Consider the following 23,235-nt stretch of genomic DNA (forward strand, 5'->3'; position numbering starts at 1 on the left):
GCCGCCCGCTCTCGTACCGTCACTGTCCGCCCTGGATCAGAAACGCTCCGGCAGCACCGCCGAGACCCGGGTGTAGACCCCCGGGTTCTCCGCCTGCCCACAGCCGCTGCCCCAGGACACCAGGCCGACGAGGAGCCCCTTCGCCACGAGCGGGCCTCCGCTGTCGCCCTGACACGCGTCCCTGCCGCCCTGCGGGTCGCCCGCGCACAGCATCGTGTCGCTCCGGTAGGGGACGCCGAACCCGCCCGGGTACGCCCGCTCGCACGCGCTGTCGGGCAGCACCTGGACCCGCGCCGTCCGCAGCGTGGAGGCATAGGTCCCGTTGCCCGTCGTGTCGCCCCAGCCGTAGACGTCCGCCTCCGTGCCGGGCGTGTACGCCGCGTCTCCCGTACGGGCGACGCCGATCACGTACGACTGCGGCAGCGCGCTCACCAGCGTGAGCACCGCGAGATCGCCCGAGTTCGTCGTCGGGTCGTAGTCGGGGTTGACCCAGGTGTCCGAGATCCGCACCTCCTGCCCGCCCTGCCCGCGCAGCGCGGCGCGGCCCGCGATGACCACGAAGTCGCGCACCTCCCACGGCTCGCCGCCGAGGACCTCACGGCCCAGACAGTGGGCCGCCGTGAGCACCTTGGTCGGCGCCACGAGCACGCCCCCGCAGAACTGCCCCGCGCGCGTACCCCCGAACCGGTCACGGCTGGACAGCGCCACGACCCATGGCGCGTCCGTGATCTGGGCCTGCCGGCCGCCCACCACGACGCCGTCGGCGGCCACGGGTGCGGCGCCGGCCAGCTGCCCCGCCGCCGCTGCGATCAGGCCCAGAGCACCCGTCAATGCTCGGGTGAGGGAACCACGCATGGAGCCTCCTGACTCTCCGGTGATGTCGGTTCACCCAGCGTCCAGCACACGGCCGCGCCGTGCACCCCGCGGACAGCCGGAGGGCCCGGCTCCCTCTCGGGGAACCGGGCCCTTCCGCGTACCGCTCCTGCCTCGTGTCCGTCACCCTCACGGACCCGCGGCAAGGATCAGTCGAGGTAGTCGCGCAGCACCTGCGAGCGCGACGGGTGACGCAGCTTCGACATGGTCTTCGACTCGATCTGACGGATCCGCTCGCGGGTCACGCCGTAGACCTTGCCGATCTCGTCCAGCGTCTTCGGCTGGCCGTCGGTGAGACCGAAGCGCATCGAGACGACGCCCGCCTCACGCTCGGAGAGCGTGTCGAGCACCGAGTGCAGCTGCTCCTGGAGGAGCGTGAAGCTCACCGCGTCGGCCGGAACGACCGCCTCGGAGTCCTCGATCAGGTCGCCGAACTCGCTGTCGCCGTCCTCACCCAGCGGGGTGTGGAGGGAGATGGGCTCACGGCCGTACTTCTGGACCTCGATGACCTTCTCAGGGGTCATGTCGAGCTCCTTGGCCAGCTCCTCCGGGGTGGGCTCACGGCCCAGGTCCTGGAGCATCTGACGCTGCACACGCGCGAGCTTGTTGATGACCTCGACCATGTGCACCGGGATACGGATAGTGCGGGCCTGGTCGGCCATGGCGCGGGTGATCGCCTGACGGATCCACCAGGTGGCGTACGTGGAGAACTTGTAGCCCTTGGTGTAGTCGAACTTCTCGACCGCGCGGATGAGACCCAGGTTGCCCTCCTGGATCAGGTCCAGGAAGAGCATGCCGCGGCCCGTGTAGCGCTTGGCCAGCGAGACCACCAGACGGAGGTTGGCCTCCAGGAGGTGGTTCTTGGCCCGGCGGCCGTCCTCGGCGATGATCTCCAGCTCGCGCTTGAGCTTCGGCGCGAGCTTGTCCGAGTTCGCGAGCTTGTCCTCGGCGAACAGGCCGGCCTCGATGCGCTTGGCGAGCTCGACCTCCTGCTCGGCGTTGAGGAGCGGGACCTTGCCGATCTGCTTCAGGTAGTCCTTGACCGGGTCGGCGGTGGCGCCGGCGACAGCGACCTGCTGCGCCGGAGCGTCGTCCTCGTCCTCGTCGGACAGGACGAAGCCCTTGCTCTCGCCCTCGGTCTCTTCTTCCTCACCCTTGCCGGGCGCGACGTCCTCGAGCAGCTCTTCGCCCTCGACGGCTTCGTCGGCGTCCTTCTTGGACGAGGTCTTCTTGGCCGTGGCCTTCTTGGCGACGGTCTTCTTGGCCACCGTCTTCTTGGCGGCGGTCTTCTTCGCGGCCGCCTTCGGGGCGGCGGATCCGGCCTCGTCAGCCGGGTCGGCGCCCTCTGCCGCGGAGGCCGAGGCGGCCGTGACGGTCGTCTTCGTCACGGTCGTCCTGGCGGTGACGGTCTTGGTGGCGGTGCGCTTGGCCGGGCTCTTCGCGGCGACGCTCTTGCGGGCGCGCTTCGGCGACTCCGCTGCACTGACCATCAGCGTCACACCCTCTTCCTCGAGGATCTGATTGAGGCTGCGCAGAACATTCTTCCACTGGGTTGGCGGAATCTGGTCAGCCTCGAAGGCCCGACGCACGTCATCGCCGGCGATCTGCCCATCAGCCTTTCCCCGCTCGATGAGCGCCATCACAGACTCGGACTCGGCGATCTCCGGCGGGAGCGTACGGGATGTGCTGGCCGACACGAACAACCTCTCGGAACGATGGAAACGGCTTCCGGCCCCGCCCTGGATCGGGCTGGAGCCGACGACCGTCGACGGGGAATGTGCCGACGGCGCGGGCTGGACCGGGGAACTACACAGCGCCTCCATCGGCTGCTGTATTCCTTCCTCGGCTGTCACCTCTTAGGTCATCGCACGGCTCGGAGGAGTGTTACGCCCAATCTTCGTGGCCCGAGTCACACCTCATGTGCGACAAATCAACGCAGAGGGATATATCAGCGTACATTCACGCCGCCGGAATCCTGGCACCGGCCGGGAAACCCTTCCGGGCTCCCCGGGCGCCGCTCGGACCCGGCGGCGCGCGATGTCCGCGCCTCCGCGCTCCCGGCCACGGCCCGCGGGTCAGTGTTCGCGAGGGGCGGGGACGACCCGTTCCACCTCGGGGTGGACCGTGAGCAGCGCCCGCATGGCCGTCTCCGCGCCGAGGGCGTCGCCCGCGGCGAGCGCGTCGACGATCCGGGCGTGGTGCGTGAGACAGGCCTCGCTCGGGCGGTCGCAGCCCGTGACGGGGCCGCCGGACACCTGGAGCGCCGCGCCGACGATGCCGGAGAGGTGCTCCAGCATGCGGTTCCCGGCGAGCTGGATGAGCAGCGAGTGGAACTCGGTGTCGGCGCGCGAGAACGTGATGCCGTCCCCCTGCGCGAACGCGTGGCCCATGATCTCGACCATGTCGGCGAGACGCTGCTGGACGTCCTCGCGGCCGTGCCCGGCGGCGAGGCGGGCGGCCAGGGGCTCGATCGTCCAACGCAGCTCGTTCAGCTCACGACGCTGATCGTCCCGCTGCGGGCCGAAGGCCCGCCACTCGATGATGTCGGGGTCGAGGAGGTTCCAGTCGCTGACGGGCCTGACGCGGGTGCCGACGTTCGGGCGGGCGCTGACGAGCCCCTTGGCCTCGAGCACGCGCAGCGACTCACGGACGACGGTGCGCGAGACCTCGAACCGCTGGCCGATCTCCTCCGGGACGAGCGGGCGGTCGGCCCCGAGATCGCCGGAGACGATCATCTGGCCGAGCTGCTGGACGAGCTGCCCGTGCAGCCCGCGCCCCCGGTTCCCGGCGCTCCGGCGGCCGACGCGGCCCAGGTCGGTGTCCACCCCCTCCCAGGAGGGCGGGCCCACGCGGCCGGCGGCGGGCGCCTCCGCGTAGGGGTAGCGGTCGAGATCGCCCGGGGCGCCGAGGCCGGAGTCGACGGAGCGGGCGGCGGTCATCATGGTGTGCGCAAGGGTACTCACGCATCCTTTGTCGGCGTTGCTTCCGTGACCCTTGAGGTCTTTGGTGAAAAGCACACGAAAGGGTGATCGGCACCCCCTACACAATTGACGATTAATCGGACATATTTGGCGGATTTCAAGGGAGTTGACCTCGAACCGGAACCTTTCGGTCCGCAAGTGATCACCAACGCGCCTTTCGGCGAAGGCCGGTGAACACATAGGCGCAGAGCAACCCGGTCAACGTCAGCGAGAGAGCCACCCCCGAGGGCTGCCCGAGCACCCGCAACCCTCCCGCCAGCCAGCGGTCCACCGCTGGGGACCACTGCGGCCCGGCGAACTCCCTGAGTCGCGAAGGGAGTCCGGCGGCCGACCGCACCGAGGGGCCGGTCAGCACCTTCTGCAGCAGCGGGACGAAGGCGACCGGAACCGCGAGGACCGCCGCCACCCCGGCCGCCGCCGCCCGGAACACCCCGGCACCGAGCACTCCGGCCCAGGCGCAACCGACGATCAGCCCCAGCCAACTCGCGCAGAGTGTCGGCCAGTTCTTGGGCACGGAGATCAACTCTCCGCCGTAGACGAACCGCAGAACCTCAAGATCCACCACGACGACGGACGCCCCGAGCGCCACGGCGACGGCCGCCGCCACCGCCAGTTTCGCCAGCAGCAGGCCGGGCCTGCGGGGCACGGCGCCCCGGCCCGTGGTGAGCGCGGGGTAGCGGTACTCCTCACCGAAGGAGAAGGCGCCGAGCAGTCCGGCCCCGAGGGCCGCGGGCGGCAGCGGGGAGAATGCGGGCCAGCCGGCCAGGACAGCGGGCAGCGCGGCGCGCCCGCCCCGCCCGAGGAGCAGGGCGAGGGTCACGGAGCCGAGCATGACGGCCGCCACGACGAGCGGGGTGGACGGCACCCCCAGGAGCCGATGGATCTCGTACCGCAGCGGCCGCAGGGGCGAGCGAACGGGCCTCCGAGCCCGACCCGGCTCCGCGGCCGCGGGGTCGCGGGGGGCAGGGTCGCGAGGGGCGGGGTCACTGGGTGGAGGCGCACCGGGCACGGAGCCGCTGGGCGGACGATCACTGGGCAGGGGGCCGCTGGGCGCGGCCTCACGCCCGGTGCCGGCCTCCGGACGGCTGTTTCCCGCCGTGGTACGCGGAACGGGCTTGGTGTCAGCCGTGTCGCCGGTCTCGGCGGCGAGCCGGTGGATCGGTACGCCGTGGCGGAACGCCGTGTCGCCGACGGCCGCGCAGTCGCTTCCGTAGACGGACAGCCGGTTGCCGTCCTCGGCGACGACCTCGACCGGCCGGCGGGCCGCCCTGGCCTCCTGGGTCACGACGGCGGCGAGCCGCGCGGCCTGCGGTGTGCGGACGGCGACGCGGGGGCGCAGCCGGGTACGGGCGAACTCGGTGACGTCCTGGTCGGCGACGAGTCTCCCGCCGTCGAGCGTGACGACCCGGTCGGCGTTGCGGGCCGCGTCCTTGGGATCCGCCGTGGTGTACAGCACGGTCCCCCCGTCGTCCGCGTGCGCCCGCAGGAGCTCGTAGAGCCAGGCGCTCTCGGGTACCGAGAGGCCGGCACCGGGCTCGTCGAGCAACAGGGTGTGAGGGCCACCCAACAGGGCGCAGGCGAGGCCCAGTCGGCGGTCGGCCCCGATCGGCAGGGTGCCGATCCGCCGGCGCTCCAGGCCGTCGAGACCGACGGCCCTGGTGAGTTCCCCGGCCCGTGAGGCGGGAACACCCGTGGCGGCGCACAGCATCCGCAGCTGGCCCCGGAGCGTGCGGGAGGGATGCCCGGGGATGTCCCCGAGGAGGACGCCGACCTCACGCGGAGGGTGGCCGATGCGGTGCAGCGGCCGGCCCCGGAAGTAGGTGATCCCACGGCCCGGCTCGAGTTCGAGCATGAGCCGCAGCGCGGTGGTCTTGCCGGAGCCCGCCGAGCCGAGGAGAGCGGTCACGGCACCCGGCCGGGCCTCGAAGGTCAGATCGTCCACGGCGGGCGGGCGATCACGGCGGGGAGTGCTGGTCAGTCCGATTGCCTGGAGCATCGCTTCTCTCGCGGTAGGTGACACCGCTCCGCGGCAGGGCGGCGCTATCGCAGCAAGATAACGCTACATTTCGGACTTTCAGCGCAGGGTTGGCGCCCAGGAGCGCCGGAAACACCGGTCCGTCAGACCTCGGGACGCAGCATGGGCGGGTTGAGGAGAGTGGCCCCACCTGCCCTGAAGAGCTGGGCCGGCCGCCCGCCCTGACGAGTCGTGGTGCCACCGGCCGGAACGAGGAAGCCGGGCGTGCCGGTCACCTTCCGGTGGAAGTTGCGCGGGTCCAGCGCCACGCCCCAGACGGCCTCGTAGACGCGCCGCAGCTCTCCGACCGTGAACTCCGGCGGGCAGAAGGCCGTGGCCAGGGAGGAGTACTCGATCTTGGAGCGGGCGCGTTCCACTCCGTCGGCGAGGATCCGCGCATGGTCGAAGGCGAGCGCCGCCGGGCCGCCTTCCCTCTCGTCCTCGTCCCCACCGGCGGCACCGGCGCCACCGGAGTCCCCGGCATCAGCGGCGCTACGGGCCGCTACGGCGCCCTCCGCCGTCCCGGCGAGCACGTCCTCGCCGAGCAATTCCTCGACGGGGGCCCAGCGGGCGCTGTTCGCGTCGCCGCCTGCCCGCGGCGCGGGCAGGTCCGGGGCGAGCGCCAGATGCGCGACGCTGACCACCCGCATGCGCGGGTCACGGCCGGGCGCCCCGTACGTCGCCAGCTGCTCCAGGTGTGCGCCGTTGCTCGGTACGGGCGGCGGAGCGGCCGGGTCGTGGGCACAGAGGCCCGTCTCCTCGACCAGCTCCCGCGCGGCGGCGCCGCTGAGGTCCTCGTCCTCGCGCACGAAGCCGCCGGGCAGCGCCCAACGCCCCTGGTACGGCGCTTCCCCCCGCCGTACGACCAGGGTGCACAGCGCATGGCGGCGCACGGTGAGCACGACCAGATCGACGGTCACGGCGAACGGCGGAAAGGCCGACGGGTCGTAGGGAGGCATGCCGCGATCATAGTCGTCTTCCTGACGATAAGCACGCCCCTCGGGAGCATCGGCGCCGAGTTCCGCGCCCTGTCGCGAGGCTTCCGTCGTGTCTGTGCCCGGCATCCCGTCACACCCCCAGTTGAAGGCCCTCTGCGGCCTCCTCGACCATACCGAGACCGAGCCTGCCGACCCGTACGGCGAACGGCTCCCCCGCGACCACGAGCCCCGAGAACCGGATCGCTCCGAGCGGCGCCGACCGCAGCGGATGCGTCGACACGGACCGGCCCGGCGCGTCCGGTCTGATTCCGGCGAGGGCAAGCAGCGCGTGAACGGCTCCGGCGGCCGCGACGGCCGCCGGCCGGCACGCGGCGGGGTGTGGCACCGGGCGCCCGCCCGCTGTGCGCTGCTCCCCCGCGTACATCTCGGGCAGCCGGTACGTGAAGGCCTCCGCCGCGTCGAGCAGCCCACGGAGCAGGGAGGCGGCCTCCTTCTCATGGCCGAGGGCGGCGAGTCCGGCCACGGCGACCGCCGTCTCGTGCACCCGCACCGCACCGGCCCGGTGGCCGAAGGGGTTGTGACCCGGTTCCTTGGCGCCCAGGCTGCGCAGCCCCCAGCCGGAGTCGAGGGCGGGGGTGCCGAGCAGCCTCGCCACTTGTTCGGTCTCCGTCCTGTCCAGCAGCCCGTGGGCGAGGCGGCCGCCGCCCAGCAGCCCGGTGTCGAGCAGATGCGCGGCCCAGCCACCCAGCTGGGGCCAGGTCCGGCCGTCCGGTCCCCGGGCGGCGGCCGGTCGGCCGCCGCCCCGGTCGTCGAGCCAGAAATCCCGTCGGAAGTGCTCGCGCAGCCTCCCTGCCGCCTCGCGCAGCGCGTCTCCCCCGGGCCTGCCGCAGGCGTCGAGCAGGTCCGCTCCGAGCAGCGCCGCGCGATGCGCGTGCGCCTGCGTCTCGGCGCGCCACGGACCGGCGGCCCCCGGGTCCGGCACGAGCCCACTCGCGCCGGCCGTCCGGCGCAACCAGTCGAGGCAGCGCTCCGCCACGGGCAGCAGCTCCTCCAGGTCCGCCGCCGGCAGCCCCCAGCGGCGGGCCTCGGCGAGCACGACCGGATAGGCGAGGGTGGCCTCGATACCCGTGCAGCGGGGCGGCAGATACGGGCCGGCGTCCCTGAGGGGGCCCGGGACGCGGCCGGACTCGGGTCCGCCGCCGGAGAGTTGGGTGCGCCCGAGGGCCCGCAGGGTGGTGACGGCGAGCCGGGTGCCGAGGGGCAGCGCCATCCGGGCCGCCCAGAGCGCTTCGGCGGTGACGGGCCCGCAGCGCCAGGGGACGCCGGCCGCGAGGTGGACGTCCGCCGGGTGCGCCGGGTCGCGCTGGAGCAGGGCCCGCAGGTCCTCGACGGAGGCGCGCAGCAGCTCCCCCGGGCGGGGGTCGTCGCCCTCGGCGAGGGCTTCGGCGAGGACATGGCCGCCGGGCCGTCCGGCGCTGCCGCCCTGGGAGCCGGCGGGGCGGCCCGGCGAGCCGCCGCGTACCCGCAACCGGACCGTGAACGTGCCCCCGGGCGCCAGCTCGGCCTCCCAGCGCAGGACGCCCGCCACCGCCAGGGCGTCCATGGGCGGCGGGTCCGCCGTGACGGTGACGGACCGTCCGCCGTCGCCGGCCCAGCGCAGCCCGGTGCCGTGGACGGTCGCGGTGAGCTCGGGTCCGGTCCGGCCGGATGCCACCGTGCCCAGGTCCGCGAGATCCGACCCCAGAGCGATTTCCACTGGGAGCCGGAGGGGGCGGGCGACGGCGCTGCGCAGGGTGATCCGCTCGCTGCCGTCGGCGCTCCGCGTGCGTTCGACGGTGAGTCCTGGATCGGGCCCCAGGTCTCCGGGGGCTCGGAGGACTCCGAGGAACACCGCCCGGTCGGCGGCCGCCATGCGGCCCTGGAGGGCGACCGGCTCGCGCCCCGCCACGCGCAGGACGCAGCGGGAAAGGATCCGTCGCCCGGCCGCGTACACGCCCTCGGGTCCCTCACCGGTGAGCTGGCCGTGCTCGGCGCAGACCGCGAGGGCGGGCAGGGCCACGCAGAGAAGCGCGCCGTGCACCGAGGGAAGCTCCACGGGCCGGGCCGCGCGCGGCGGCGCGGCACCGACTCCCATGTCGGTGCCGGTGCCCGGTTGACGCCCGTTGGGGCGTCCGGGCAGGTGACCGATCGGGGGTCCGGTGTGACGGCCGGGGGCCGGGACAGGGCTGGGGGCCATGGCGGGTACGGGGTGCTCTCTGTGCGAACCGGGCGGCCGGCGACGTGTCGGCGGGACGGTTCGGACGACTCCGCCAGAGAGCTGAACGCGCCGACGGGCGGCCGGGTCACGGTCGTCATCGGCCGCTCCTGGTGCCGCGCTGCCCACCGCGCCGCGGACTTCCGCTTCCCGGCTTCCCCGCGGCGGGCCCTCCGGGCCGGACGCCGGCCGAGGTACGGCGCTCCCCTCCGCCGGTCTGACGACCGGGCTTCCGGAGGGTCTGCCTGCTGCTCTGCGGGCGGGCGACGCGCGTCCGGACCCGCGGGGAGGCGCCGGAAGCGGCCTCGTCCGAGGCGATCCGGCCGTCCCGCTCGGTTCGCAGGCAGGAGCGGAGCGACTCGGGGTCGAGCCCTTCGTTGCACGCCTGGTGCAGCAGCCGGGCGAAGACGTACTCGGGGTCGATGTCGAGCGCGAGTCCGAGGGCGACCCGGGCGGTCGGCTCGTCGCCGGTGGACCAGGCCGTCCAGCCCGCGAGGGTGAGCGGTGCGGCGGCGTGCTCCTGATAGGGGGCGACGCAGCGCCGGGAGAGTACGCGCCAGAGGCGCAGGGCCGCGGTGCCCTCCCAGCCCTCCATCCATTCGGCGGCGCGGTCCCGGGTGACCCGGTCCTGGAGACCGAGGATCAGCGCGGCCGCTTCGCCGGTCTCGACCAGGGCGTCGTCGGCCGCGTCGCCCTCGGCGGTACCGGCGAGGCTCCCCCGCACGGTCTTCGGGCCGGTCGGGGTGCCCGTGCGGCCGGTCGGCCCGGCCTCCCTCGTCGGATTGACGAAGCGGCGGAGGACCGCCCGTGCGAGGCGCAGCGTCGTCTCGCGCACCTCCTCCCGCCCCTTGCCCTCGGCGTCCTCGAGGATCCGGGGGACGATCGCCGCGGCGCTCGCGTCGAGTGCCGCGCGCTGTTCTTCCTCCTGGGGGCCGCCGGGGGGCTGGAACCGCCTCTCCATGTCCCGCAGGGACCCCCGTACCTGGACGCCGGCGTACGCCGCGGTCGCCGCCATCACCGACGTACCGCTGAGGGCGAGCGGGGTGCCATCGGGCGGGCAGCAGCGTGTGTCGGGGCAGCAGTAGGAGAAGTAGAGACCGTCGGAGATGCAGAGGGCCTCGTAGACCGGGATGTCGAGGGCGCCGCACGCCGTGCGCAGCCGCTGGGCGAAGGGGCGCAGGCGCTCCATGACCCTGCGGCCCGTCTCGCCCGCCGCGGGGTCCTGGCAGAGGAAGACGACGATGCCGTCGGGTCGGGTGCCGCTCCTCGCGCCTCCCTCGACGAGGCATTCGGCGAGGTGATCGGCGGTGGACGCCCATTCGCGGGGCGAGCGGGGAATGCCGAGCCTGACCCGTCCTCCGAAGCGGCCGTGCTCCCCGTGGAGGGCGACCAGGACGACGGAGTCGGTGGGGTGGAAGCCCAGCACGAACGGCAGGGCGTCGGCCAGTTCGGCCGGGCCGCGCAGGGTGATCTGGGTACGGGAGGGTCCGCTGGATTCGTGGTGATTCGCGTTCATGGTCAGGACGGTCTCGTGATCTCCCGAAATCCGAAACCCCTGTGGATAACTCCCGGAACGGGGCTGCCGCCGGCCTGTCGAGTTGTCCACAGGTTCGGCGCTCATTCGCGCGATGTCCGAGCCATCGGGTTGCATGGAGTCATGACCCACGCAGATCCCCTGGAAGACCGCGCCGCGCTCCGGACCGCCGCCGATGCCGTGCTCGCCCGTCTCGTCTCGGACCCGACGGGCACGGCGAGACTGCGCGAGGACCAGTGGCGGGCCATCGAGGCCCTGGTCGCCGACCGGCGCCGTGCCCTGGTGGTGCAGCGGACCGGCTGGGGCAAGTCGGCCGTGTACTTCGTGGCCACTTCGCTGCTCCGCGAGCGCGGCAGCGGCCCGACCGTGATCGTCTCCCCGCTGCTCGCGCTGATGCGCAACCAGGTGGAGGCGGCCGCTCGGGCGGGCATCCGCGCCCGGACGATCAACTCGTCGAACACGGAGGAGTGGGACACGGTCCAGGAGGAGGTGTCCGCCGGTGAGGTGGATGTGCTCCTGGTGAGCCCCGAGCGGCTCAACAATCCGGATTTCCGTGACCAGGTGCTTCCCCGGCTCGCTGCCGCCACCGGGCTGCTCGTGGTCGACGAGGCACACTGCATCTCGGACTGGGGGCACGACTTCCGTCCCGACTACCGCCGGCTGCGCACGATGCTGGCGGACCTGCCGTCCGGGGTTCCGGTGCTCGCCACCACGGCCACGGCGAACGCCCGGGTGACGGCGGACGTGGCCGAGCAGCTCGGGACGGGCGCCGGCACGGACGCCCTGGTGCTGCGCGGCCCGCTGGACCGGGAGAGCCTGAGCCTGGGCGTGGTCCGGCTGCCGGACGCGGCCCACCGGCTGGCCTGGCTGGCCGACCACCTCGGCGAACTGCCCGGTTCCGGCATCATCTACACGCTGACGGTCGCCGCGGCGGACGAGGTCACGGCCTATCTGCGCCAGTGCGGGCACACGGTCTCCTCGTACACGGGCCGCACGGAGAACGCCGACCGCCAGCAGGCGGAGGACGATCTCCAGGCCAACCGGGTCAAGGCGCTCGTGGCGACCTCCGCGCTCGGCATGGGCTTCGACAAGCCGGACCTGGGCTTCGTCGTGCATCTCGGGTCGCCCTCCTCCCCGATCGCGTACTACCAGCAGGTCGGACGTGCCGGGCGAGGTGTGGAGCACGCCGAGGTGCTGCTGCTGCCCGGGCAGGAGGACGAGGCGATCTGGCGCTACTTCGCCTCGGTCGCCTTCCCGCCCGAGGAGCAGGTGCGCCGCACGATCGACGTGCTCGCCCAGGCGGGCAGGCCCTTGTCGCTGCCCGCGCTGGAGCCCTTGGTGGAGCTGCGCAGGACCCGTCTGGAGACGATGCTCAAGGTCCTCGACGTGGACGGCGCGGTGCGTCGGGTGAAGGGCGGCTGGGAGAGCACGGGCCGCCCCTGGGTGTACGACACCGAGCGGTACGCCTGGGTGGCACAGCAGCGGGCGGCCGAGCAGCAGGCGATGCGTGACTACGCGGCGTCGTCGGGGTGCCGGATGGAGTTCCTGCGCCGTCAGTTGGACGACGAGGAGGCCTCACCGTGCGGTCGCTGCGACAACTGCGCGGGGAGCCGCTTCGATCCGAAGGTCTCCGACGCGGCGCTGGACGCGGCCAAGGGCGAGCTGGGCCGGCCTGGTGTGGAGGTCGAGCCGCGGAAGATGTGGCCGACCGGACTCGCGGCCGTCGGGGTCGATCTGAAGGGTCGTATCCCGGCGAGTGAGCAGGCTTTCGGCGGCCGGGCGCTGGGACGGCTCTCGGACATCGGCTGGGGCAACCGGCTGCGTCCGCTGCTGGCCGACACCGCCACCGATGGGCCGGTTCCGGACGATGTCGTGCAGGCGGTGGTGCATGTCCTCGCCGACTGGGCCAAGGGGCCCGGCGGTTGGGCCTCCGGGGCGCCCGACGCGCCTGTCCGGCCGGCCGGTGTGGTCACGGTCGCCTCCCACCGAAGGCCTCGACTGGTGGGTTCACTCGGCCAACGGATCGCCGAGATCGGCAGAATGCCTCTGCTCGGAGCGGTGGAGTACGCGCCCGAGGCCGAGGACGTACGGCTGTCCCGGACCAACAGCGCCCAGCGGGTGGTGGGACTGCAGCGCACCCTGGCGGTCTCCGCGGAGCTGGGCGAGCGGCTGGCCGCGGCAGGCGGGCCGATACTCCTCGTCGACGATCTGTCCGACAGCGGTTGGACTTTGGCGGTGGCGGCCCGGCTCCTTCGGCGGGCCGGAGCGGAAGGAGTTTTTCCGCTGGTACTTGCCGTCCAGGGGTGAAACGGGAGGGGGAACGGGGAGTGAACAATGGGCAACTGGGCAGGGATATGAAAGGCATACCGACGCAATCCCGTCAGCGGCCTCAATTGCTCGTTGCCGCTCGCCCACGGGCCAGCAAGAATTGGGAAACCGCCTCGCACGCCCCGCCAGCGGTCCGGACGGGCTGTGCTGTGGTGCGCCCTCACCCGACCTTGCCCGCCTCGCGGGCGCGTATCCGAAGGGAGGACCGTGACCCTCGGATTCGCTCCGCCCACAGCCGCCTCGCTCAGATCGTCGTCCGAGTCCGCCAACCGCCTCGCTCGGATACTCGAACCGGCCGAGTGGGCCTCGGCGGGGATCCCCCTGTTGAGCAATCCGCGTGAGGTCGTCGGCGGACTGCACTCGCGCCACGCGCCCACGACCTCGACGGCGGTCCTCGCGATCCTGGACCACGAGGAACGGATCGCCGCCAGCGCCTCGTTCGTCCGTCGCCCCACCCCTGCGGACGGCTGGGAATTCCGCAACGCGCTGCTCGCGCATCTGCGGCGGGTCATTCCGCACGACCTCCGCAGGCGCACGCCCGTACGGACCGCGGTGCTGATGTACTGCCGTGAGGGCGACGAACGCTGGACCGAGGAGGACGGTGCCTGGATGTGGGGGCTCCGGGACGCCTGCACCCTGCACGGACTCCGCTGCGGCGCGTACATCACGCTGACCCGAGCGGGCTGGCAGGTGCTCGGTGAAGGCCGTGGCGGCCGTCGTCCGAGCTCCGATTCGCTTCCCCTGCCGCTCGGCGAGGGGCCGGCCGAGCTCGGCCGGCTGACGCCGAGAACCGCCGGCGGAGCGACCGAGCCCCTGCGCCGGGCCGCCGCACGCTGATCGCGCGGACGACGTCGGCCCCCGCCGGACCCGGTGCGGTCCGGCGGAGGGGCAGTCGGTCAGACTTCGGCGTCCGCTCCGAGGAGCGTCGTGACGCGCTGCGGGTCACCACAGACGACGAGCAGGGCTCCGGCGCGGGCCATGGCGGACGGCAGGGCCTTGGCGGTCGTCTCGTCGTCTCCGCCGTTGACGGCGACGATCACCACGGGGCGGGCGGCCGCCCGTTCCACGGCGGCGGCGTGCGCGAAGAACACGTCGTCACCGGTGTCCTGCTGGGCCCAGTAGGCGGCCTCGCCGAAGGACAGCTCGTGCGTGGCCCACGGGTGCGGGTCGCCGGTGGTGAGCACCAGGACCTCGCCCGGCGCCCGTCCGCTCTCCAGAAGCAGGTCCAGGGCCTCTTCGGCGGCGTCGAGTGCGCCGTCGACGGGGGCCGGGATCAGCTGGAGCTGCGGCGTGGATCGCTGATCGAAACGATTCTCCGGGGTGTTCGCCGGAGACGGCCCGGCACCGGGGTGCGGGCGCGGCGTCGGCGCCGCGGGCCTGGCAGGGCCGGGAACGGGGCGTCCGGGACGCGGTGAGGCCGCGGTACGCGGGCCGGGTACGGGACGGGGGGTCGACGCGGGGCGGCCGGCGGCAGTGGTGCCGCGGGGACCCTGGGCGCTCTCGTGAATCTGAGGCTCCTCGGGGATGAGAGGCATGAGTGGATGTCTATCAAACGCCGCTGCGCGAGGCACCGGCGGGTGGGCACACATGTGCACCCCGGCCGCGTGGAAGACCGACCCTTCGACAGGGCCGGGGTCCCGCGACCGGAAGTTCAGAAGTCGAAGCCGAGTTGGCCCCCGCTTTCCAGCGCGACCGCCTCGGCGGAGAGGCGGACCTTTTTGAGGTGGCGCCACCTGGGCATCGCGTCCAGGTACGACCAGGAGAGACGGTGATGCGGGGTGGGCCCCAGCTCTTCGAGCGCCGCTTTGTGGACCGGCGAAGGGTAGCCCGCGTTGGCACCGAAGGCGTACGCCGCGTACTCGTCACCGCCCACGCCCAGCTCCGCCATGGCGGCGTCCCGCCGGACCTTGGCGATGACGGAGGCGGCGGCCACGGCGATACAGGACTGGTCGCCCTTGATCACCGTACGAACCTGCCAGGGGCTGCCGAGATAGTCGTGCTTGCCGTCGAGGATCACCGCCTCGGGGCGGACGGGGAGGCCTTCCAGGGCCCGGACGGCCGCGAGTCGCAGCGCGGCGGTCATACCGAGCTCGTCTATCTCCTGCGGAGAGGCGTCGCCCAGTGCGTACGCCGTGACCCAGTGCTCCAGCTCCGCGGCGAGCACGGTACGGCGCTTGGGGGTGAGCAGTTTGGAGTCGGTGAGCCCCTCGGGCGCCCGGCGCAGTCCGGTGACGGCGGCGCACACGGTGACGGGGCCGGCCCACGCCCCGCGTCCGACCTCGTCGACTCCGGCAACGATCTTGACGCCGGTGGTGGCTCGGAGCGATCGCTCGACGGTGTGGGTGGGTGGTTCGTACGGCATGGCGCCTGACAGGTTACGCCGCTTGATGCCGGGTGCGATACCCGGATTCCCCTCGGGCGCCCGAGGGGCCGTCGCAGCACACCCCCGGGCCCGCGCGCCTCGCCCCTCGGAAGCCACCCGCCCAGGTCAGGCACGCAGCAGCGGCACCATGATCCGGTCGATCAGATCGGCGATCTCACCGTCCGGCCATTCGCTTCCGCACACCTTCGAGCGATACATCATCATCGCCGGAACGACGTCGACCACCAGGTCGTTGTTCGCGTCCGCGCGCACCTCGCCCCGCGCGATTCCACGGCGCAGCACATCCCGGAAGAGTCGGGCCGAGGGCTCGACCACCCCCGTGACGATCAGGCCGCGGAACCTCTCGGCGGCATCGACATCGCATTCGTGAAGGACTGCACGCAGGGCGAAGCCGGGCTTGGAGTACATGACGTCGCGGACGCGGCGGCACAGCTCGTACAGCTCCTCGCGCACGCTTCCCAGGTCCGGGACCTCATCGAGGGCCGGAAGTCCGGCCTGGAGCGCGTCCGCGACGAGGTCTTCCTTCGAAGGCCATCGCCGGTACACCGCGGCTTTGCCCGTCTGTGCGCCGACCGCGACACCTTCCATCGTCAGGCCGTTCCAGCCGACGCTGCCCAGCTGCTCGAGCGTGGCCTCCAGGATGGCCCGTTCGAGTACGGGGCCGCGGCGTCGCAGTGCCACCCCCTCCGGCCGGGCGGCGGCCGTGGAGCGCGAAGTAACCATCAGGATCTCTCCGTTGAGACAGCGTCATGTCGTCGGCGGCGCTCAGTGAACGGTTGCGTTCACTGAGGGGGACTCACTACCGTGGTGGACAGTGAACGGGTGCGTTCACTAATTCTTCCGTGGGGGATCCATAGTGACAACTTCTCCGGTCGACACACAGGCCAAGGACGGACCAGCTCGCGCCGGAGGACGGCCGGGTATCGCCTTGACGGTCATCGCCGCCTGCCAGCTGATGGTCGTCCTCGACGCCACCATCGTGAACATCGCCCTGCCGCACATCCAGGACGCGCTCTCCTTCTCGACCACCGATCTGTCGTGGGTGCTCAGCGCCTACACGCTCACCTTCGGTGGTCTGCTGCTCCTCGGCGGACGGGCCGGGGACATCCTGGGGCGCCGCCGGGTGTTCATGGTCGGCATCCTGCTCTTCACCTTCGCCTCGCTGCTCGGCGGCTTCGCCCAGGAGCCCTGGCACCTGCTCGCCGCGCGGGCTCTGCAGGGTGTTGGTGGCGCCATCGCCTCGCCCACCTCACTCGCGCTGATCACCACGACATTCCCCGAGGGGCCGGAGCGCAACCGGGCGTTCGGCGTGTTCGCCGCCGTCTCCGCCGGTGGTGGCGCGATCGGTCTGCTCGCCGGCGGCTTGCTCACGGAGTGGCTGGACTGGCGCTGGGTCCTCTTCGTGAACGTCCCGATCGGTCTGTTGATCGCCTTCCTGACCCCGCGCTACATCGCCGAGTCCGAGCGGCACCCCGGACGGTTCGACATCGCGGGCGCCGCGACCTCGACACTCGGTATGGCGGCGCTGGTCTACGGGTTCATCCGGGCCTCCGAGAAGGGCTGGGAAGACGCGCTGACCATCGGTTCCTTCGTCTCGGCGGCCATCCTGCTCGTCGCCTTCGCGGTCGTGGAGTCACGTGCGAAGGAACCGATCACCCCGCTGCGGATGTTCGCGGACCGCAACCGCTCGGGCACGTACGTCATCATGCTGAGCCTGGCGGCCGCCATGTTCGGCATGTTCTTCTTCATCGTGCTGTGGGTGCAGGACGTCCTGGGGTACAGCCCGATCCAGTCCGGACTGGCCTTCCTTCCCGTCACCTTCGCGATCGGCGCCGGAGCGGCGCTCGCCCAGCGGCTGCTGCCGGTACTCGGTCCCAAGCCGTTCATGGTGAGCGGTGCGGCGATCACCGGAGCGGGTCTGCTCTGGCTGACGTTCATCAGCTCGGACAGCAGCTACGCGAGCGGCGTCCTCGGCCCGATGATCCTGTTCGGCTTCGGTATGGGCCTGAATTTCGTGACGCTCACGCTCACGGCCGTCTCCGGAGTGGCCCAGCACGAGGCGGGAGCCGCGTCGGGCCTGCTCAACGCCACCCAGCAGGTCGGCGGTTCGCTGGGCCTGTCCATCCTGGTCACGATCTTCGGAACGGCGAGCCGCGAGGAGGGCGAGCGGCAGATGCCCGGTTTCCTCGCGAATTCCACGCCTGAGCAGCAGGCCGAGGCGATGAAGACGAAGGAGCTGCCCCCGCCCTGGGGCCACGAGGTGCTCACCTCGGGCATCTCCTCGGCCTTCACGGCCGCCGTCGTGATGGTGCTGATCGCGCTGGTGACGGCCGTCCTGGTGATCCGGGTCCGCAAGAGCGACCTGGAAGCGCTCAGCGGCCGGGCGGAGGCCGCCGGCCCCGTGGCCTGAAATGGCCGATGGGCCCCTGAATCCCTTCCGGGGTTCAGGGGCCCTCGCGCCGTTTCAGGCCGTCGCGACCGGAACCCACTCCGGCAGGTCCTCGGTCTGGCGAAGCCAGTCCGCCGGCGGCGCTCCGGTCGCCGCCGCGGCCACCACACCCCCGGCGATGGCGCAGGTCGTGTCGACATCGCCACCGACCTGCGCGGTCGTCCAGAACACCCGCTCGAAATCGCCGAGGCCGCGGGCCGCCGACCAGAGCGCGAACGGAACCGTGTCGTGTGCGCTTGTCCGCCGACCGCTGCCGAGGACCGCGGCGACCGTGCCCGCGTCGCCGTAGTCGAGCATGTCGCGCGCCCGGCGCAGGCCCGCCCCGACCGCACTGCGCGGCACCAGGGCGACGACTCCGTCGAGCAGCGCCTCCGGAGTGGGCGGCCCGGCCGGGTCGGCGGCCAGGGCGGCCGCGGCGGCGACGGCCATGGCACCCACCACGGCCTCACGGTGCTGGTGGGTCGTGTACGCGGAGATCTCGGCCTGGTGCGTCGCCTGCTCCGGGTCGTCCGCGTACCAGGCTCCGAGCGGTGCGATCCGCATCGCGGCACCGTTGCCCCAGGAGCCCTGCCCCTGGAAGAGCGCAGCGGCCAGCTCCCGCCAGTCGCCACCCTCCCGGATGAGCCGGAGCATGCGGTTGACCGCGGGACCGTAGCCCCGGTCGAAGTCGTGGTGCTGAGCGAAGGACATGGCCAGGGCGTCCTGGTCGATCCGTTCATGGCGGGCGAGGACGGCCAGGACGGAGCAGGCCATCTCGGTGTCGTCGGTCCACTGCCAGGGGCCGTCGGGCAGCTCGCGCCGCTTCAGCAGGGGATAGTTGGCGGGTACGAAGAACTGGGAGCCCAGGGCGTCTCCCACGGACAGCCCGCGCAGGCTGGCCAGGGCGCGGTCGAAGCGCCGGTCGAATGAGGAGTCAGCGGTCATCGGTCTGCCACTCTATCCGGTGGGGCCGTACGGTTCCGGGGTACGCCAGCGTTCGAACGGCCTGTCCAGACGGTATCGCCCGTCCGCGTCGAGCAGGAGCATGCGGGTCTCGGCGTTGCCGGGGTTCGACAGCGACTCGAAGTCCGCGACGGTCCAGTGGAACCAGCGCATGCAGAACAGCCGCATGGTCAGCCCGTGGGTGACGATCAGGACGTTGGGCGGATGGTCGGGCGCCTCGAAGCTGCGGTAGAGACTCTCCAGGAAGGCCCCGACCCGGTCGTACACGTCCGCCCCCGACTCGCCCTGGGCGAAGCGGTAGAAGAAGTGCCCGTACGCGTCCCGGTAGGCCTTCTGCAGTCGGACGTCCTCCCGCTCCTGCCAGTTGCCCCAGTCCTGCTCCCGCAGCCGGGGCTCCTCCCGCACCCTGACCTGTTCCGGCGACAGCCGGAAGGCGCGGAGGGTGTCGTGGGTGCGACGGTACGGCGAGACGTAGACGCTCACCGCCTCGTCCCCGAAGAGTTCCCGCAGCCGCTCCCCCGTCTCCTCCGCCTGTCGCCACCCCGTCTCGGTGAGCCGTAGGGCGTGGTCGGGCTCCCGTTCGTACACCGTGTCATCGACATTGCCCTCGGACTCTCCGTGCCGTACGAGAACGATGCGCCGCGGTCGTGCCATACCCCGACCCTAGATCGCCGGTCCTGGGCGGGCTCAACCGAGGAGGCGTCCGGAGTCCATCCGGCGTATGTGACCGGTGAAGCGACGGCGCAGCGCTCGGTCGTGCGAGACCACCACAAGGGCTCCGGCCCACTGCTCCAGCGCCTCTTCCAGCTCCTCCACGAGCCCCAGGGCCAGGTGGTTGCCCGGCTCGTCGAGCAGGAGCAGGTCGACGGGCCGGGCCAGCAGCCGGGCGAGCGCCAGCCGGCGGAGCTGGCCCGCGGAAAGACCGCCGACCGGCACACTCAGGTCGGCCGGGCGGAACAGTCCGTACGACAGGAGCAGTTCGGCCCGCTCGTCCTCGGCGAGGGCGAGCCCGCGTCCGAAACAGGCCAGCAGCCGCTCCTCCGGGCGCCGGACGGTGACGTCCTGGGCCAGGTACCCGATCCGTCCCGCGCGCCGGACGTCTCCGGCGTCGGGGTCGACCGTCCCTGCCATGACCCGCAGCAGCGTGGACTTCCCCGCGCCGTTGCCGCCGTGGACGAGCAGTCGCTCCCCCGCCCGGACCGTGAGCACGTCCACGGCGAGACGGTCCGCGACCCGCACTCCGGTCAGGCTGACGAGCGCTCCCTCCGCTCCGCCCGCCAGGGGCCGGGCGGAGAACGAGAGGGGTGGAGGCGGCTGGGGCACGGGCTCCTCACGGAGTCGTCTCAGTCGCTCCCGGACGTTGCGGACGCGCCCCGAAACGGAGGCCTGGACACGGCCCGCCGCCCGGTCGAAGGCCATTTTGTTGTTGTCCTTCATCTCCCTCCCGGGTGCGACCCCGTGCGCCGTGGTCGAGGCGTACGCCTCCAGTCGCGCCGTCTCCTCGCACCACTCCTCGTAGGCCTCCTCCCAGCGCCGCCGCGCGGCCGCCCGTGCCGCGCGGTAGCCGGCGTATCCGTCTCCGTATCGCACGAGTGCACACCGGTCGGCGTCCACCTCGACGATCGCGGTGGCGACCCGCTCCAGGAAGGTCCGGTCATGGGAGACGGCCACGACGGTCCCGCGGTGCGCGAGGAGGGCGCTCTCCAGCCAGTCGAGCGCCTGCGCGTCGAGGTGGTTGGTGGGTTCGTCGAGCAGGAGCACCTCGGGGCCGGCCGCGACCGCGCAGGCGATGCCGAGCCGGGCCAGCTCGCCGCCGGAGAGGCTGCCGAGTATCCGCTCGCGACCGGTGCCCGCGAGGCCGAGTCCGTATAGAGCCTTGTCGACCCGAGCGTCCGCCTCGTACCCACCCCGTAGCTCGTAGGCGGTGAGGAGCTCCCCGTAGGCGTCGAGCTCCGCCCCGTCCGCCGTGTCGAGTGCTGTTTCGAGTGCGCGCAGCCGCCGCTCCATGGCGCGGAGCTCGGCGAGCGCGGCGTCGATCGCATCCCCGACGGTGGCATCCGGAGGCAGCTCGGGCGTCTGGGCGAGCATCCGCAGACCGCCATCGGCGACGGTGACGACGCTGCCCTCGTCGGGCTGCTCCGCTCCGGCGAGAAGACGCAGCAGAGTCGACTTCCCCGCGCCGTTCTCCCCCACGATCCCGATCCGCTCCCCGGGACGCACGGAGAGCGAGACCTGATCGAGAAGCAGTCGTTCACCACGGGACACGACGACGTCGTGCAGTGAGATCTGCGTGGGCAAGGGCGCCTCCAGGGGTAGACCATCAAATGCAACTGCGATCGCATTAAGGCGAGTGTGGCACACTCGAATCCCTAACGCAACGGGAGTAGCAATTGAATGACTCGATCGAGGAGCGTCCGACCCCGGCGCCGGGCAGCACGCGCCCCGGGGGCCGTACCGCCCGTACCCGGGCGGCCGTCCGCGACGCCGTCCTGACCGGCCTGTCCGAGCACGGCTACCCCGCCTTGACCGTGGAGTACGTCGCGGAGCACTCGGGCGTCCACAAGACGACGCTCTACCGCCGCTGGGGCAGCGTCGAAGGCCTCCTCGCCGACGCGCTCGACCTGGCGAACGAGGACGCCTGGACGCCACCGGACACCGGGACGCTCTCCGGAGATCTGTGCGCACTCGCGCACGAGGTCGTCGACGCCTTCGGCGATCCCGCGACAGGCGCAGCCCCCACAGCGTTCATCGGCGCCGCGTTCCAGTCGCCGCGGGCAGCGGAGGCCCTGCACACCTTCTACAGCGAGCGCTTCCGGCGGTGCGAGGTCGTCGTCACCCGGGCCGTCGCCCGCGGCGAGGCACCGCGGGACACCGACGCGGGCGCGGTCGTCCAGGCGGTCTCCGCGCCCCTGTTCCTGCGGCTCTTCATCACCCGCGAACCGATCGACGGCGCGCTCGCGGACCAGGCGGCCCGCGCGGTTCTGGCCGGGGTCGAATCGGGCGCGTACGTCCCTGTCTAGCCCCGCTCAGCCACGACGCGCGAGGCCTCTCAGGCCCGCGAACGGCAGACCTGGGTCTACTCAGACCGTCCAGGCCGACTCGAGCTGCACCACGTCCCCGGCAAGCGCCGCCACATCGGCCGCGGTCCTGGCCCGGAGTCCGAGCCGCTCGATCCGTTCCACCCGGTACTTCCCGTGCTCCGCCGCGGACTGCCACATCGACAGCACCAGGAATTCACTGCCGGGCGCCTCGCCGAACAGCCCCCGCAGCATGCCGGGGGACCCGGCCATCGCCGGATTCCACACCTTCTCCTGCATCAGCGCGAAGTGCTCGGCACGGTCCTCGTGCACACGGCAGTGCGCCACCCTCGCCACATCGGCGTCGGAGAACCGCGGCTCGAACCCGGTCTTCACATCGAAGCGGTGGTCGAACAGCTTGACCTGGCTGTCTTTGAACGTGCCCACCTGCGCGGCCGCCAAGCGATCGTGTGAGCGCGCCATGAACGAGTCGTAGAAAGCGCGGCTCTCCCAGAACCCGAAGACATGGGCGACGTCGGGACGAGCCCGGCTCCACCCGCCGCCCTGCCCCCGGAATCCCGGCTCACCGAGCAGCCCCGCCCATTTCCGCTGTCCCCGCTCGAACCCTCGACGGTCCATCACGGTGCAGCGAATCCACTTGACCAGCACCGCGCCATCGTACGGGGCCAACGACCGCCCCGGCAGGCCTCGTCGGACTCCCACGGGGCGCATTCGCTCCGGATCCGCGCGCGCCTCCCCACCCGGCTCGACCTCGCATCCGATTCGAGCCAGATATGCGTCGAGATCCAGCTCCTCATCGCTGCACGAACCATTCACCCCCTCAACCCCCGGGTCCTCTGTCACACCCCCGTGACACCATGAGTAATCGGCCCACGACCACGGGCATTTGAACGGGTCAGCGGTACGACGCGAGGCGTGCGCGGGGGCGTACGCGGAGAGGGGAAGCACCATGAGCGGACTCAACAAAGGGGTGGGCCGGGTCGAGGTGACGCTCAGGTGGGACCCTGCCCCGATCGGCGCGCCTGCCCACGACCTGGACATCGTCGCCGGTGTCTTCGACGCGGACGACCCGCACGGCGAGCCGGTCCAACTGGTGCACTTCGGCAGTCGGTCTCCCGACGGCACGATCACACTCCACCGGGACAGCCGCACGGGCCAGGGATTCGGCTACGACGAGGCCATGACCCTGGAGCTCGACCGGCTGGCCCCGCGGTACACGCGTGTGGTGGTGGGCGTCGCCATACAGCAGGGCGGCGGGCGGCGGTCCTTCGGCGACGTGGCGAACACGGGCGTACGGGTCCGCGAGGGCTACACGGACCTGCTGGTCCACGACTTCGCGGACGTGCCTGACGCCCTCGCGGCGACGGTCGTGGAGTTCACCCGGGACGGCGCCGACGGCTGGACGTACCGCCCGATCAGCCATGGCTTCGACACCGACCCCCAGGTGTTCGGCACCGTGATGGGGTCCATACGCGCCTGACGCCCGGACGCATTCACCCGG

19 protein-coding genes are annotated in these 23,235 nt (G+C 72.2%); 5 read left to right on the plus strand and 14 right to left on the minus strand.

The features are described from left to right. Positions 1 to 36 precede the first annotated feature (36 nt). The 7 genes from N5875_RS09850 to N5875_RS09880 form a co-directional block, all read right to left on the minus strand. A complete protein-coding gene (locus tag N5875_RS09850) occupies positions 37 to 855 on the minus strand; it encodes a serine protease (protein ID WP_318207493.1) in 819 nt (272 codons plus the stop codon). A 167-nt stretch (positions 856 to 1,022) separates the two neighbouring features. Next, positions 1,023 to 2,570 (minus strand): RNA polymerase sigma factor, encoded by a 1,548-nt coding sequence (locus N5875_RS09855; protein ID WP_318207494.1) that lies wholly within the window; start codon positions 2,568 to 2,570, stop codon positions 1,023 to 1,025. Positions 2,571 to 2,948: 378 nt separating this feature from the next. Further along, positions 2,949 to 3,836 (minus strand): FCD domain-containing protein, encoded by an 888-nt coding sequence (locus N5875_RS09860; protein ID WP_318207495.1) that lies wholly within the window; start codon positions 3,834 to 3,836, stop codon positions 2,949 to 2,951. A 160-nt stretch (positions 3,837 to 3,996) separates the two neighbouring features. Continuing rightward, positions 3,997 to 5,850: an ATP-binding cassette domain-containing protein gene (locus N5875_RS09865; protein ID WP_338493141.1), complete on the minus strand. Its 1,854-nt coding sequence runs from the start codon at positions 5,848 to 5,850 to the stop codon at positions 3,997 to 3,999. A 122-nt stretch (positions 5,851 to 5,972) separates the two neighbouring features. Then, entirely contained in the window at positions 5,973 to 6,827 is an 855-nt protein-coding gene (locus N5875_RS09870) for an NUDIX domain-containing protein (RefSeq protein WP_338493143.1), read from the minus strand. Positions 6,828 to 6,936: 109 nt separating this feature from the next. Further along, positions 6,937 to 9,042: a glycogen debranching N-terminal domain-containing protein gene (locus N5875_RS09875; protein WP_338493145.1), complete on the minus strand. Its 2,106-nt coding sequence runs from the start codon at positions 9,040 to 9,042 to the stop codon at positions 6,937 to 6,939. A gap of 115 nt (positions 9,043 to 9,157) precedes the next feature. Beyond that, positions 9,158 to 10,576, minus strand: a complete 1,419-nt coding sequence (locus N5875_RS09880) for a DUF4192 family protein (protein WP_338493147.1) — start codon at positions 10,574 to 10,576, stop codon at positions 9,158 to 9,160. Between the two features lie 141 nt (positions 10,577 to 10,717). Between N5875_RS09880 and N5875_RS09885 the strand changes: the two genes are divergently transcribed. Together N5875_RS09885 and N5875_RS09890 are read left to right on the plus strand one after the other, a co-directional pair. Next, positions 10,718 to 12,901, plus strand: coding sequence for a RecQ family ATP-dependent DNA helicase (locus N5875_RS09885; RefSeq protein ID WP_338493150.1), 2,184 nt, complete (start codon positions 10,718 to 10,720; stop codon positions 12,899 to 12,901). 228 nt (positions 12,902 to 13,129) lie between these two features. Further along, complete coding sequence (locus N5875_RS09890) at positions 13,130 to 13,759, plus strand: hypothetical protein (RefSeq protein ID WP_338493152.1); 630 nt, start codon at positions 13,130 to 13,132, stop codon at positions 13,757 to 13,759. Positions 13,760 to 13,818: 59 nt separating this feature from the next. On the opposite strand, the gene N5875_RS09895 is transcribed toward N5875_RS09890, so the two are convergent. The 3 genes from N5875_RS09895 to N5875_RS09905 form a co-directional block, all read right to left on the minus strand. Next, complete coding sequence (locus N5875_RS09895) at positions 13,819 to 14,457, minus strand: hypothetical protein (RefSeq protein WP_338493154.1); 639 nt, start codon at positions 14,455 to 14,457, stop codon at positions 13,819 to 13,821. 116 nt (positions 14,458 to 14,573) lie between these two features. Beyond that, entirely contained in the window at positions 14,574 to 15,284 is a 711-nt protein-coding gene (locus N5875_RS09900; RefSeq protein ID WP_318207503.1) for a ribonuclease HII, read from the minus strand. 126 nt (positions 15,285 to 15,410) lie between these two features. Beyond that, positions 15,411 to 16,028 (minus strand): TetR/AcrR family transcriptional regulator, encoded by a 618-nt coding sequence (locus N5875_RS09905; protein ID WP_318207504.1) that lies wholly within the window; start codon positions 16,026 to 16,028, stop codon positions 15,411 to 15,413. Between the two features lie 133 nt (positions 16,029 to 16,161). Between N5875_RS09905 and N5875_RS09910 the strand changes: the two genes are divergently transcribed. Further along, on the plus strand, positions 16,162 to 17,715 hold the full coding sequence (locus N5875_RS09910; RefSeq protein ID WP_338493156.1) for an MFS transporter: 1,554 nt from the start codon (positions 16,162 to 16,164) through the stop codon (positions 17,713 to 17,715). A gap of 54 nt (positions 17,716 to 17,769) precedes the next feature. Here the strand turns inward: N5875_RS09910 and N5875_RS09915 are convergent, their stop codons facing one another. Genes N5875_RS09915 through N5875_RS09925 form a run of 3 tightly spaced genes read right to left on the minus strand, consistent with a single transcriptional unit; the run spans position 17,770 to position 20,994 of the window. After that, a complete protein-coding gene (locus N5875_RS09915; protein ID WP_338493158.1) occupies positions 17,770 to 18,678 on the minus strand; it encodes an ADP-ribosylglycohydrolase family protein in 909 nt (302 codons plus the stop codon). A 12-nt stretch (positions 18,679 to 18,690) separates the two neighbouring features. After that, on the minus strand, positions 18,691 to 19,350 hold the full coding sequence (locus N5875_RS09920) for a histidine phosphatase family protein (protein WP_318207507.1): 660 nt from the start codon (positions 19,348 to 19,350) through the stop codon (positions 18,691 to 18,693). Positions 19,351 to 19,383: 33 nt separating this feature from the next. Beyond that, positions 19,384 to 20,994, minus strand: a complete 1,611-nt coding sequence (locus tag N5875_RS09925; protein WP_318207508.1) for an ATP-binding cassette domain-containing protein — start codon at positions 20,992 to 20,994, stop codon at positions 19,384 to 19,386. Positions 20,995 to 21,086: 92 nt separating this feature from the next. On the opposite strand from N5875_RS09925, the gene N5875_RS09930 reads away from it, so the two are divergent. Further along, a complete protein-coding gene (locus tag N5875_RS09930; RefSeq protein ID WP_318207509.1) occupies positions 21,087 to 21,716 on the plus strand; it encodes a TetR/AcrR family transcriptional regulator in 630 nt (209 codons plus the stop codon). A gap of 60 nt (positions 21,717 to 21,776) precedes the next feature. Here N5875_RS09930 and N5875_RS09935 read toward each other — a convergent pair whose 3' ends face one another. Then, complete coding sequence (locus N5875_RS09935) at positions 21,777 to 22,382, minus strand: YdbC family protein (protein ID WP_318207510.1); 606 nt, start codon at positions 22,380 to 22,382, stop codon at positions 21,777 to 21,779. A gap of 301 nt (positions 22,383 to 22,683) precedes the next feature. On the opposite strand from N5875_RS09935, the gene N5875_RS09940 reads away from it, so the two are divergent. Beyond that, the gene (locus N5875_RS09940) at positions 22,684 to 23,214 is read left to right on the plus strand and encodes a TerD family protein (RefSeq protein WP_338493163.1); all 531 of its coding nucleotides are present in this window, start codon (positions 22,684 to 22,686) and stop codon (positions 23,212 to 23,214) included. The last annotated feature ends 21 nt before the right edge of the window (positions 23,215 to 23,235 follow it).

The sequence above is a fragment of the Streptomyces sp. SJL17-4 genome (genome assembly GCF_036826855.1).
In the GTDB taxonomy this organism is placed as follows: domain Bacteria; phylum Actinomycetota; class Actinomycetes; order Streptomycetales; family Streptomycetaceae; genus Streptomyces.